Source organism: Prolixibacter denitrificans, from assembly GCF_003014495.1.
GTDB classification, from domain to species: Bacteria; Bacteroidota; Bacteroidia; order Bacteroidales; family Prolixibacteraceae; genus Prolixibacter; species Prolixibacter denitrificans.
Genome location: NZ_PYGC01000004.1, coordinates 111,790 through 124,377 on the forward strand (window position 1 = coordinate 111,790; position 12,588 = coordinate 124,377).

10 protein-coding genes are annotated in these 12,588 nt (G+C 49.1%); all 10 read left to right on the forward strand.

What is annotated here, in order from left to right; translation table 11 throughout:
- The first annotated feature begins 8 nt into the window (after positions 1-8).
- The 10 genes from CLV93_RS09540 to CLV93_RS09585 all read left to right on the forward strand — a co-directional run bounded on the left by CLV93_RS09540 (position 9) and on the right by CLV93_RS09585 (position 12,580).
- A complete protein-coding gene (locus CLV93_RS09540) occupies positions 9-791 on the forward strand; it encodes a uroporphyrinogen-III synthase (protein WP_106541971.1) in 783 nt (260 codons plus the stop codon).
- A gap of 18 nt (positions 792-809) precedes the next feature.
- Positions 810-1,778, forward strand: coding sequence for a porphobilinogen synthase (gene hemB, locus CLV93_RS09545; protein WP_106541972.1), 969 nt, complete (start codon positions 810-812; stop codon positions 1,776-1,778).
- Between the two features lie 65 nt (positions 1,779-1,843).
- Positions 1,844-3,145: a glutamate-1-semialdehyde 2,1-aminomutase gene (gene hemL / locus CLV93_RS09550; protein WP_106541973.1), complete on the forward strand. Its 1,302-nt coding sequence runs from the start codon at positions 1,844-1,846 to the stop codon at positions 3,143-3,145.
- Positions 3,146-3,152: 7 nt separating this feature from the next.
- Complete coding sequence (gene hemE / locus CLV93_RS09555; protein WP_106541974.1) at positions 3,153-4,199, forward strand: uroporphyrinogen decarboxylase; 1,047 nt, start codon at positions 3,153-3,155, stop codon at positions 4,197-4,199.
- An 11-nt stretch (positions 4,200-4,210) separates the two neighbouring features.
- A complete protein-coding gene (gene hemN / locus CLV93_RS09560; protein WP_106541975.1) occupies positions 4,211-5,587 on the forward strand; it encodes an oxygen-independent coproporphyrinogen III oxidase in 1,377 nt (458 codons plus the stop codon).
- A gap of 3 nt (positions 5,588-5,590) precedes the next feature.
- Positions 5,591-6,961, forward strand: a complete 1,371-nt coding sequence (gene hemG, locus CLV93_RS09565; RefSeq protein WP_106541976.1) for a protoporphyrinogen oxidase — start codon at positions 5,591-5,593, stop codon at positions 6,959-6,961.
- Positions 6,961-7,866: an oxygen-dependent coproporphyrinogen oxidase gene (gene hemF, locus CLV93_RS09570; protein ID WP_106541977.1), complete on the forward strand. Its 906-nt coding sequence runs from the start codon at positions 6,961-6,963 to the stop codon at positions 7,864-7,866. Before hemG ends, hemF begins: the two co-directional genes overlap by 1 nt.
- Positions 7,867-7,908: 42 nt before the next feature.
- A complete protein-coding gene (hemH, locus tag CLV93_RS09575) occupies positions 7,909-8,928 on the forward strand; it encodes a ferrochelatase (protein ID WP_106541978.1) in 1,020 nt (339 codons plus the stop codon).
- A 301-nt stretch (positions 8,929-9,229) separates the two neighbouring features.
- Positions 9,230-11,554, forward strand: coding sequence for an ABC transporter permease (locus CLV93_RS09580; RefSeq protein ID WP_281351405.1), 2,325 nt, complete (start codon positions 9,230-9,232; stop codon positions 11,552-11,554).
- Between the two features lie 27 nt (positions 11,555-11,581).
- Positions 11,582-12,580, forward strand: coding sequence for a DUF4097 family beta strand repeat-containing protein (locus CLV93_RS09585; RefSeq protein WP_146141994.1), 999 nt, complete (start codon positions 11,582-11,584; stop codon positions 12,578-12,580).
- Positions 12,581-12,588: the final 8 nt, after the last annotated feature.

Sequence of the window (12,588 nt, forward strand, 5' to 3'; positions counted from 1 at the left end):
GAAGAAAAATGAGCAAAAGTCAATTGCAACATAAGGTATTCATCTCGACCCGACCGAAAGGAAAATCGGAGGACCTGAAGCGATGGTTTGCTGCAGAAGGCGCCACCCTGCTGGAACTCCCGATGATCGAAATTCGGTCCGTTCCGCTAAGCACGAAGATGAAAGACACGCTGGAGAACCTGGAGAAATTCGATTGGTTGGTTTTTACCAGTCCCAACGGCATTCGCTGCTTTTTCGAGCAGCTTAAAACCGTCCAGGGCAACTATTCCCTTCCGGGAAAAATAAAAATCGCCACCGTTGGGAAGAAAACAGCGAGCAAGTTAACACCATACGGTCATGCAGCCCATTTCATCAACCACGGACAAACCGGCGATGAATTTTCGGAAGAGTTGTACGATGAAATTACGGAAGGTGAAAAAGTATTGCTGTCGGTTGGTAACTTAGCCCGTCACCTCATCGAAGAGAAACTTGCCGGAAAAGCAACGGTTGAGCGGATGGAAGTATACCAAACCGTGATGCCGGAAGTAATGAACGACGATATTCTGCGACGTATTGAAGCAGACGATTATGAACTGATCATCTTCACAAGTCCGTCGGGCATCGATAACTTCAGGCAACTAACGAAAAATACGGTGGCATCTTCCGCTTTGCGAATTGCCTGCATTGGGCATACCACGGCCAAAGCGGCAGAAAAACACGGAATCGCCCCTGTTGTGGTCGCTTCCATGAGTAATTCAGAAGGATTAATGGCCGCCATTGCCGGTCATTACAACATAGCATTTAACGAATAACATAAAAAATCAATTATTATGGCATTTCCTACCACTCGTCTGCGCCGTCTGCGCAAAACACCGGTTCTGAGGAACCTGGTTCGTGAAACTGTTTTAACCCGCGACGATCTCATCATGCCGCTTTTCGTTTGTCCGGGTACCAATGTCCGCAATCCCATCAAATCGATGCCGGGCAACTACCAGTTGTCGGTCGATCAGTTGGTGGAAGAGTGCAAACGTCTATACGGTATCGGCATCCAGGCCGTTCTCCTTTTCGGGATACCCGAACACAAGGACGAAACCGGTTTGGTCGCCTGCGAGCACAACGGCATTGTACAGCAAGCTACCCGTGCCCTGAAAAAAGCCGTTCCGGATTTGTACATCATTGCTGATATTTGCAACTGCGAGTACACCACGCACGGTCACTGCGGAACCATCGTCGATGGCGATGTAGACAATGACCTGACCCTGGTTACGCTGGCTAAACAATCGGTTTCGCTGGCCAATGAAGGTGTGGATATGGTAGCCCCCAGCGATATGATGGACGGCCGTGTGGGCGCCATCCGCCAGGAGCTCGATAAAAATGGTTTCCATAACCTGCCCATCATGGCTTACTCAGCCAAGTATGCGTCGGCTTTCTATGGACCGTTCCGCGATGCAGCCGAAAGTGCACCGCAGTTTGGCGACCGCCAGACCTACCAGATGGACCCGGCCAATGCCAACGAAGCACTGCGCGAAGTAGCACTGGACATTGAAGAAGGCGCCGACATCGTGATGGTAAAACCGGCCTTGAGCTACCTCGATGTGATTCAGCGGGTGAAAACCAACTTCAACATGCCGATTGCTGCCTACAACGTCAGTGGCGAATTCTCGATGGTAAAAGCGGCAGCCGCCAACGGATGGATTGATGAAAAACGCATCGTTCGCGAGATTCTGACTTCCATCAAACGCGCCGGCTCCGACATCATCATCACCTACCACTCGCAGGATATTGTGAAAGATTTATAAGAATTGAACTTGTGCTGTTCTGGCTAACTGGGACAGCACAGGTCTATTGAAAAGCATTCATATACATGGAATTTACCAAAAGCATACAGGCCTTTCAGGAAGCGCTGGAGTACATCCCCGGCGGAGTGAACTCACCGGTGCGTTCGTTCAAGAGCGTGGAAAGTGATCCGGTCTTCATCGAAAGTGCCAAAGGCTCCAAAGTCCGTGACATCGACGGCAACGAATACATCGACTATGTAGGTTCGTGGGGACCCATGATTCTCGGTCACGCCCACCCCGACGTGCTGAAAGCATTGTCCGAAACCATGCAGAAGGGCACCAGTTTTGGCGCTCCCACCCTGCTGGAAACCGAAATGGCCAGGCAAGTGCGGAAGATGATGCCGTCCATCGAGAGCGTGCGGATGGTGAACTCGGGCACCGAGGCCACCATGAGTGCGTTGCGTCTGGCCCGTGGCTACACCGGCCGCGATTTGGTCATCAAATTCGAAGGCTGCTACCACGGTCACAACGACAGCTTTCTGATTGCTGCCGGCTCCGGAGCTTTGACTTTCGGAACACCCAACACACCGGGCGTTACCACCGGAACAGCACACGATACGCTCACGGCTCAATTCAACGATTTGGATTCGGTAGCCGCCCATTTTGAGAAACACGGCGACAACATTGCCGCACTCATCATCGAGCCCGTTACCGGCAACATGGGGGTGGTGGTTCCGACGAAAGAATTCATGCAGGGCGTACGCGACCTGTGCACAAAACACGGAGCGCTGCTCATTTTCGATGAGGTGATGACCGGTTTCAGGGTAGCCAAAGGCGGCGCACAAAGCCTGCTGGGCATCGAACCCGATCTGACGACCTTAGGAAAAATCATCGGTGGCGGATTGCCGGTCGGAGCTTACGGTGGTAAAAAAGCCATCATGGATCACCTGGCGCCACAGGGCCCCGTTTACCAGGCCGGAACCCTTTCGGGAAATCCGCTGGCCATGGCCGCCGGATTGACGCAGTTGCGATTGCTGGACAACGACTCGATGATTTATGACGACCTGGAACGGAAAGCCGGTATGCTGGAAGAAGGCCTGAAAAACAGCCTCCGCGAACTGGATTTCCCGGCCGTGGTGAACCGCGTCGGGTCCATGTTTACCCTCTTCTTCACGAAAGAAGAGAAGGTGACTTCCTTTGCCGATGTGATGAAATGCGATACGAAGGTTTTCTCCGATTATTTCAAACATTCGCTGGAAAGCGGCATCTACATGGCGCCGTCGCAATTCGAAGCCGGGTTTGTTTCGGCAGCACACAGCGACGAAGACATTCAGCGCACCATCGAGGCCAGTTACAACGCATTGAAAAAAATCAAACAGAAAGGTTAATACCCTGATGCAGACAAACCCGACCGAATCCATTTTATTACGTACCCTGAAAGGCAAACCGACCGAGCGGCCCCCGGTGTGGTTTATGCGCCAGGCCGGCCGTGTGTTGCCCTCCTACCTGGAGATTAAAAAGCAATACACGTTCTGGCAGATGATGCAACATCCGGAAGTGGCGGCCAAAGTAACTCTCCTTCCGGTAGACGATTTAGGCGTCGATGCGGCCATCCTGTTTTCCGATATCCTGGTGGTTCCGTATGCCATGGGCATGGGCCTCGACTTCACCGACGATGGTCCTGTTTTTGAAGAGCCCCTTGCCTTCCGGGAAAACCCGGTAGCTGGCCTCTTTCCCGATCCGGCGAAACTGGATTACATCTACGCTGTGATTGACGAAATCAACCGCACCAAACCGGCCAATATCCCGCTTATCGGATTTTGCGGGGCACCGCTCACCGTGCTGTTGTTCATGCTGCAGGGATTGGGACGTAAAGGAGATTTCCCCGATGCGATTCGGTTTATCTACGAAAATAAGGAAACTACGAAGCAGCTGATTGACGCCCTCACCGAGATGTCCATCGAGTACATCAAAGGGCAAATCAAACACGGCATCGATGTCTTCCAACTCTTCGATACCCACGCCGGTCTGCTGCCGTTCGATGTATACAACGAACTGTTCCTTCCGCCCGTGCGGAAAATAGCACAGGTGGTTCGCGACGCCGGACTGCCCTTCATCTTCTTCCCGAAAGGGATTGGAACCGGGTTGGCCGGTATTTCACCCGAAGAGGCAGATTTCCTCAACATCGACTGGCAAACACCGCTGACCACTGCCCGGAAACTGGTCCATTCCGACATCGGGCTGCAGGGGAATATCGACCCGCGGCTACTGTTTGCACCGCAGGAAGAAATCGAAAAGGAACTGAAAAAATACCTCCGCTTTGGCGCGGAAAATCAAAACTGGATTTTCAACCTGGGGCACGGCTTTATGCCCGGTATCCCGTTTGAAAACGCCCGCTTTCTGGCCGACTGGGCAAAGAATGCCGACTGGAAACGGTCATAAATGCATCAAGAATGAATAACGAATTATTAGAGAAATACAATCGTCCGGTACCCCGTTACACCAGTTATCCGCCGGCCAATTTCTTTACCGAAAGTTTTACCGAAACCGATTATCGGAAAGCACTGGCTGAGTCGAATGACTGGGAACCGCAAAACATCTCGTTCTATTTCCACATTCCGTTTTGCCGGAAAATGTGTTTTTTCTGCGGCTGCAACTCTTTCCCCATGAAAAAGGATGAAACCGTGAAACGGTACATGGAGGCAGTGAAGAAGGAGGTGGAAATGGTGAAAGAATACATCGGCCCCGGACGGAAAGTTTCACAGATTCACTACGGCGGCGGTACGCCCAACGCTATACCGGTTCATTACCTGGAAGAGTTGAACCAGTTGCTGTTCGATAATTTTTCGTTCATCGAGCAACCGGAGATTGCCATCGAATGCAACCCGGCCCATCTCGACGAAGAGTCGGTAAAACGATTGAAAGGAGCCGGCTTCCGGCGCTTCAGCATCGGCATCCAGGATTTCGATACGAACGTATTGAAAGCGGTCAACCGGGATCCGTCCCAGCTTCCGGTGGACGAACTCATTCAATTGCTGAAAGAAGGCGACGAACCGGTGGATGTCAACCTCGATTTCATTTACGGCTTGCCCAACCAAACCGTCGACAGCTTTATTGCGGCCATCGAAAAGGCCATCACGATGAAGCCCGACCGGTTGGTGACGTTCTCGTACGCCCATGTTCCGTGGGTGAAGAAGAGTCAGAAACGCCTCGAAGTGATTGGCCTTCCAAGCAACGAGGATAAGATTGCCATGTTCGACCGGGCCAGCGAATTGTTGATTGACAGCGGCTATCACGCCATCGGTCTCGACCATTTCGCGTTAGCCAACGACGAATTGACCATTGCTCATAAAGAGCGCCGGTTGCACCGGAATTTTCAGGGTTATTGCACCCGCCGGACCACCGGACAGGTTTACGCTTTCGGTGTTTCGGGCATCAGTCAGCTGGAGCAGGTATATGCGCAAAACAGCAAATCCATCAACGATTATATGCAGCAGGTCGAAGAAGGCCATCTGCCCATCGCCAAAGGCTACCGGCTGAACGACGATGAGCGTATCGTCCGCGAAGTAGTGACCGAAGTGATGTGTAACCGACAGCTTCAATGGGAAGATATGGCCGAACGTTGCCGGGTTTCGCAGGACACTGTTCGCCAGGCCGTCCATTACGAAGCGGCTAAGCTTGACGAGCTGCAAACCGATGGCCTGATTCAATTCGATAATGACAAGATACACGTCACCGAGGAAGGAAACCTCTTCATCCGCAACGTGGCCGCCACGTTCGACCCGTTGATGGGCGGCGACAACGAGTCCAAATTTTCCAAACCAGTCTGACAAATGAGCAATACACAAAATACCGATGTCATTATTATCGGCGCAGGTCTCACCGGTCTGACCGCCGCACATTACCTGAAAAAGCAGGGCAAAAATGTTCGTGTCATCGAAAAGAACACCCACACCGGGGGGGTGATTCAAACCGTCCGGGAGGATGGCTTCACCTTCGAAACCGGGCCGAATACCGGAGTGCTGGGCAATCCGGATGTAGCCGAACTCTTCGAGGAACTGCAGAAAGATGTGACACTCGAAACAGCCGATCCGGCTGCCAAACGGCGCCTCATCTGGAAAGGGAAAGACTGGCATGCGTTGCCCTCCGGCCCTATATCAGCCATCGGCACACCCCTCTTTACCTGGTACGATAAGTTCCGGATTCTTGGCGAACCGTTTCGGAAGAAAGGCACCAAACCGAACGAATCGGTGGCTGACCTGGTCCGTCGCCGGCTGGGGAAAAGCTTCCTCGATTACGCGGTCAATCCGTTTATCTCGGGCGTATATGCCGGTGACCCGGAATACCTCGTCACCGAGTTTGCCTTGCCCAAGCTGTTCAATCTGGAACAAAATTACGGCAGCTTTGTGGGCGGCGCCATGAAAAAACGAAAAGAGCCCAAAGAGCCTCGTGATTCGAAAGCAACACGGGAGGTTTTCTCGGCCCAGGGAGGTCTCGTATCATTGATTAAGGCGCTGGAAAAGTCGGTCGGATTGGAGAGCATTACGCTGGGCGCGGAAAACACGCACGTTCAGCCCGACCGGGATGGATTCACCGTCACAACCACTGCAGATGGCGAAACCCAAACCGTCCGGGCACCCAAGGTTATTTCAACGGTTGGGGGCCATGCGTTTGGCGGTCTCTATCCATTCCTCGCAGATGAGGAACTGGCTCCCTTCCGGGAACTAGAATACGCGACTGTTACGCAGGTCATTCTGGGATTCAAAGATTGGAAAGGCATGCCACTCAATGCCTTTGGCGGCCTCATTCCCGCAAAGGAAAACAAAAATATGCTGGGCGTATTGTTTACCTCGTCGTTTTTTCAGAACCGTGCACCGGAAGGTGGCGCTGTCTTATCAGTCTTCATGGGCGGTATCCGCCATCCGGAAATGATTGATTTCAGCGACGGGCAGATTCAACAAGTACTGGAAAAGGAACTGGTCCCGATGATGAAACTGACGGAACTAAAGCCGGATCTTCAGCACATTTACCGCTACCGGCACGCCATTCCGCAATACGGTGCCAATTCGAAGGAGCGCTTTGAAATGATTGACCGCCTGGAAGGAAAATATCCCGGACTGATTCTGGCCGGAAACATCCGGAACGGCATTGGGATGGCCGACCGCATCAAACAGGCGCGAATGATAACCGAAAAAGAAATTTGATGAAAGAGACAGCCCGGATAGCGGAGCTTTACAGCGAATTGCAGGAGAAAATGTGTGCCCGCCTCGAGCAGGCCGACGGCAAAGCCACGTTCAGTCGCGATGCCTGGAAGAAAAACATTGGCGGTGGCATGACACGGGTGATTGCCGGCGGAGACAGGATTGCCAAGGGAGCGATCAACTTCTCGCACGTGGAAGGCACCTACAGTGCCCAAATGGAGAAACTGCTTGGCGAAAAAGCTTCGGCGTATGCGGCAACCGGCATCTCCTCCATTCTGCATCCGGTGAACCCACACGCACCCATTATTCACATGAACGTGCGCCATTTCAGTCTCGACAACGGTGTACAATGGTTTGGCGGCGGCATCGACCTCACGCCCCACTACATCGACAAAGCCGGAGCACAGCAATTTCACCGGAAACTGAAGGAAATCTGCGACCGGTATTCGCCTTCGTTCTATCGCGATTACAAGAAATGGGCTGACGACTACTTCTTCATTCCTCACCGTGATGAAACCCGTGGCGTGGGAGGCATCTTCTTCGACCGGCTGAAACCGACCGAAGAGATTCCGCTGAAAAAATTGATACAATTCACGGTCGATTTAGCCAGTGCGTACCCGGAAATGTATGCCGGACAACTGGCAAGATACGCTGATAAACCTTTCACCGAAAGGGAAGAAAAATGGCAGCGAATGCGGCGTGGACGGTACGTGGAATTCAACCTGGTGTACGACCGGGGAACGAAATTCGGACTGGCCTCGGGAGGAAACACCGAAAGCATTTTGGTGAGCATGCCACCGGAAGCCGTTTGGGAATACAACTACACACCGGAATCCGGTTCACGCGAAGCCGAAACCCTTTCATTACTGAAAAAAGATATTGACTGGGTGAACTGTTTAAAGGATTGACCTGTTTTCTAAACAAAAATTTAACTACCTAAAATTGCTTTCATGGCCGTAAAGAAAACAGCTGTTCTCCTGATGAATGTCGGAACGCCCGACGAGCCGAAGGTTAGCAGTGTTCGTCGCTACCTGTTTCAGTTCCTCAACGACCAGCGGGTGATTGACATTCCCTGGCTACTGCAGAAAATATTGGTGAACCTGATCATCGTTCCGTTCCGGGCCCCCAAATCGACGAAATTGTACCAGCAACTCTGGACTAAAGAAGGCTCCCCATTGGTGGTTTTTGCCAACAGCGTACAGGAAAAACTGGAAGAACGTCTGCCCAAAGGCGACAAGGTTTTTGTGGCCATGCGATACGGCAATCCGTCGTTAAAAGTAGCCTTGAAGCAAATTAAGGAAGGTGGATTCGAACGAATTATCCTGTTGCCATTGTTTCCGCAATATGCCTCCTCCTCTACCGGAACGGCTGTTGAAGCCTTTTGGTCCGCCGTCCGGAAGTGGAACGTCATTCCCGATGTGCAGGTTATCAGCCAGTTTTACGACCGTCCTGATTTCATCAAGGCTTTCGCCGAACGAATCCGCGAACAAAAGCCGGAAGAATATGATCACGTCATTTTCTCTTATCATGGGTTGCCCCTGCGCCACCTCGACAAATCGCACCCCGGCATCAGCAATACCACCTGTACCTGTCATGAAGGCATGCCGGCACACGGAACCTTCTGCTACAAAGCCGCCTGTTATGCTACTTCCCGCAAGCTGGCTGACGAACTGGGCCTGAAACCCGGCGATTATACGGTATCGTTCCAATCACGCTTATCGGATAAATGGATCAAACCATTCACGGACAAACTGCTGGAAGAGCAGGCCAAACAAGGTGTGAAAAAGCTGTTGGTGGCAGCCCCGTCCTTTGTGGCCGACTGCCTGGAAACCCGCGTGGAAATCGGCATTGATTACAAACGCTTCTTCACCGGAAACGGTGGCGAAACGCTCACGATGGTGGAGAGCCTCAACGACCATCCCCTGTGGATCGATGCCCTGGAAGCGATGGTAAAAGAAAAGATGAACTAAATCCCAAGCCGATATTGACAAGATAATGGACACGGTTGTCAAAGTTTTTGATAAAACAGCCGTTCCCCTAGACATTCTATTCACTGATATACATGCCCTTATCGATAAGGGCATTTTTTTTGATTAACTTTTTCAAAGAATTAAGCTGGAAAGCTTCAGCACGAAATCCTGTTGAAGCACTGAGGTACGAATAAATCAAATCAGTAGCGACTGCTCAATTGAATCAAACAAACGAGTAAAATAGAAAAAAATGGATGTTATCTTTTTCAAACTCGCTTTACGGAATATTTTGAAAAACAAAATGAATTCCATTATTAATATTTTGGGATTCTCTATAGGAATTGCAGCTTGTCTTTTTCTATTTCTGTTTGTAAAATATGAATTTAGTTTCGATAAGTTTTTCCCAAACCATAATCGAATTTATCGGGTAGTCAGTACAACCAAGACTAACCGGGGCGTCTCATCATCTGCATTTGTATATTATCCGGTGGCACCCGATATGAAATCAGAAATACCTGGAATTGATGCATATTGTCGTGTTACCATGGAAAATCCTGCGAAGGTATATTCTGGTAACGCCCTTTATTCAATAAATAATCTTCGTTTTGCGGATGACAATTTCTTCCCTTTTTTCCATTTTAAATTGCTCACAGGAAATCCAACAACTGTACTGAACAATGCAGATAAAATTGTACTGAGTGAACATACAGCCAAACAACTATTCGGAAATTCCAACCCGATTGGTAAAACACTCAAATACAACCATAAATTACTCACGGTTAACGGAATTGCGGCCAATCCTCCTCGCAACACCCACCTCACTTTTGATGCTATTATCTCATTAAAATACATCGGACAAAGCGATGATTACAAAGGATGGGATGGCGGATGGACAATGCTTTCGTACCTGGAACTATCAAAGGGCACTTCCCCACAACAAATAGAGAAGGCATTTCCGGATTTTCTTCAGAAAAAGATTAATGACAAATGGAATCGTTCGGGGTGGTCCTATTCTGCATCATTGCAAAATATTGAAAATGTTCACTTATCAGATGGCTCCATTCAATACGATTGCTCTTCAAATCGCAGCAAAAGCAGCATCTATATTATTGGCAGTATCACCCTGCTGATTTTATTACTGGCCATAGTCAATTATATTATTCTATATACTGCCCAGAGACTTGCAAAAAAGAAAGATTTGGGTCTTCTTAAAATCTTTGGTGCAGAAAAATACGCACTGATATTTCAGACTTTCATTGAAGTCCTGATATTAACAGCGACCGCTTCGTTAGTGGGAATTATCCTCCTTCAGGTGTTTTTACCTTTCCTGAATACCTACCTACAAACGACTGTCTCGATGCAGGAATCAGTCTTGTCTATAATAGTCTTTCTATTAATTATCATTTCTCTTTTATCACTTGTTGTCTCCTTCTTTTCATCAAGAAAAGTGATAAAAACAAAATCAATTGAAGCATTAAAGGATACAACAATGGCGGCCGTATCCGGAAAAATGAGAAACAGACTACTGGTTTCTTTTCAGTTTGCTGTCGTCATCCTTTTGCTTGTTTCCGTTTTTGTTGTAGCCAGACAAAACAGTTTTTTATTGAATCATGAATTAGGTTTTGACAAGGACAATGTTCTTTCTGTCTATTCTGACGACGAATTCATGAACAATGAACTGGATGGCTTCAAACAGGATTTACTCCAATTAGCTTCTGTCCGCGCCGCCAGCCTAAGTAGTCAGACTGTAGGTAATGGCCTGACTGCAAACGGATATAAATTGGAAGGTGAACAACAGCGAACTATCATAAATGCACTCTACACCGATGCCGACTTTTTTAAATGCTTCGACGTCCATATTATTAGAGGCAGGAACTTCAGGGGAAATAAAAGCCTCGACAAAAATGCCGTATTGGTCAATCAACAACTGGTAAAAAGGGCCGGATGGAAAAACCCCATTGGTAAAGAAATTGACCGTGATGGAAAACTAAACGTGATTGGCGTCGTGAACAATTTCAACTTCAAACCACTGACATCCAACATACAGCCATTAATTATTATGGCTAATCCATCGTGGGATGGATGGGGTTACCAGGTTGTGAATATCCGTTTTCAAACAGCCGATATACAAAGTCTGGTCCACCAAATAAAGAAACTCTGGAAGAACAGGTTTCCGGAAACTCCTTTTCAGATTTCATTTCTCGATGATGCGTTGGCATCCAACTATCAATCTTATCAGGCCCAGCAAAAGATTATTGGTTTTTTCAGCTTACTAGCTATGTTCATCGCCCTAATCGGCCTGTTTGGTCTTACCGTATTTACAACGCGCCAGCGTACCAAGGAGATCGGTATCCGCAAAGTTAACGGGGCTAAAGTTTCAGAGGTAATGACCTTGCTCAATATGGGCTTTATCAAGTGGGTCGGTATAGCTTTTGCAATTGCCGCACCCGTTGCCTGGTTTGCCATGAATAAATGGCTGGAAAACTTCGCTTACAGGACCAGTTTAAGCTGGTGGATTTTTGCCTTAGCAGGAATACTGGCCCTGGTAATTGCGCTACTCACGGTAAGTTGGCAAAGCTGGAAAGCTGCGACCAAAAACCCTGTAGAAGCGCTGAGATATGAGTAACTTTAAAGAGAACCTAAAAATATGATCATGAAAAGTCAAATCAGAATCAAACGGTACACATTAATCGCCCTGATGGCGACATTGCTTTCGTGCAACGGATTTGCTCAAAAGGGCACTCCTACGATAACCAAAACCTTTGAACTGAATCAACCGGGAACATTGAATTCCCAATCTTCCGGTGGTGGCATTGTCGTAGAAGGGACCGACCAAAACAAAGTGGTTGTGCAGGCCTTTGTCCGGAAAAATGGAAAAATACTATCTCCGACAGACCCGTCACTCGCTGATGTTCTGAAAGATTTTAACCTGGATATACAGAAAAATGGTTCGGTCATCACGGCGAATGTTGAGCGCAAACGAAATTTCAAGTTCTGGAACAACGTCGGTATTTCCCTGAAGATCATTGTGCCTAAAGAAATGTCCTGCAATATAGCGTCCAGCGGCGGTGGATTAAAAATTTCAGATGTAGATGGAACCCATGACCTGGCAAGTAGCGGAGGCGGAATACGAATAGAAAACGTTACAGGAACCACCAAGGCCAGTTCCTCCGGTGGTGGTGTCCAGGCGATTAATCAGAATGGTGATGCTCGCTTAAGCTCCAGCGGAGGCGGTGTAACTCTGGATGAAGGTCACGGAAATGTTTATGCACGCAGTTCCGGCGGAGGTGTACGCCTGAAGAATGTGCACGGAGATGTGGATGCCAGTAGTAGCGGAGGCGGTGTAACTGTCACTGGTGAAACCGGAGCTATAAGAGCTACATCCAGCGGAGGTTCTGTACATGTTAACATCAGTAATTTAAGTAAGAAACTGTACCTGGCATCCAGTGGCGGTGGAGTTGACGCAACGATTCAAAATGGCGATAAGTTGGGTATGGACCTGGATTTGAAATCAGACAGAGTATACATCGACCTGCAGAACTTTTCCGGCACATCAGAAAAAGACCGGGTCAAAGGAACAATGAACGGTGGCGGAATCCCCGTTTACATGCATGCATCCGGTGGAAACGTCAACGTGAAGTTTCAGGATTAGAATAGAGA

Bases quoted from the DNA above. Each gene is read 5' to 3' on its own strand.
- hemL (WP_106541973.1), top strand. From the start codon at position 1,844: ATGGAATTTACCAAAAGCATACAGGCCTTTCAGGAAGCGCTGGAGTAC.
- CLV93_RS09585 (WP_146141994.1), top strand. From the start codon at position 11,582: ATGAAAAGTCAAATCAGAATCAAACGGTACACATTAATCGCCCTGATG.
- hemN (WP_106541975.1), top strand. From the start codon at position 4,211: ATGAATAACGAATTATTAGAGAAATACAATCGTCCGGTACCCCGTTAC.
- hemE (WP_106541974.1), top strand. From the start codon at position 3,153: ATGCAGACAAACCCGACCGAATCCATTTTATTACGTACCCTGAAAGGC.
- hemF (WP_106541977.1), top strand. From the start codon at position 6,961: ATGAAAGAGACAGCCCGGATAGCGGAGCTTTACAGCGAATTGCAGGAG.
- hemG (WP_106541976.1), top strand. From the start codon at position 5,591: ATGAGCAATACACAAAATACCGATGTCATTATTATCGGCGCAGGTCTC.
- hemB (WP_106541972.1), top strand. From the start codon at position 810: ATGGCATTTCCTACCACTCGTCTGCGCCGTCTGCGCAAAACACCGGTT.
- CLV93_RS09540 (WP_106541971.1), top strand. From the start codon at position 9: ATGAGCAAAAGTCAATTGCAACATAAGGTATTCATCTCGACCCGACCG.
- CLV93_RS09580 (WP_281351405.1), top strand. From the start codon at position 9,230: ATGAATTCCATTATTAATATTTTGGGATTCTCTATAGGAATTGCAGCT.
- hemH (WP_106541978.1), top strand. From the start codon at position 7,909: ATGGCCGTAAAGAAAACAGCTGTTCTCCTGATGAATGTCGGAACGCCC.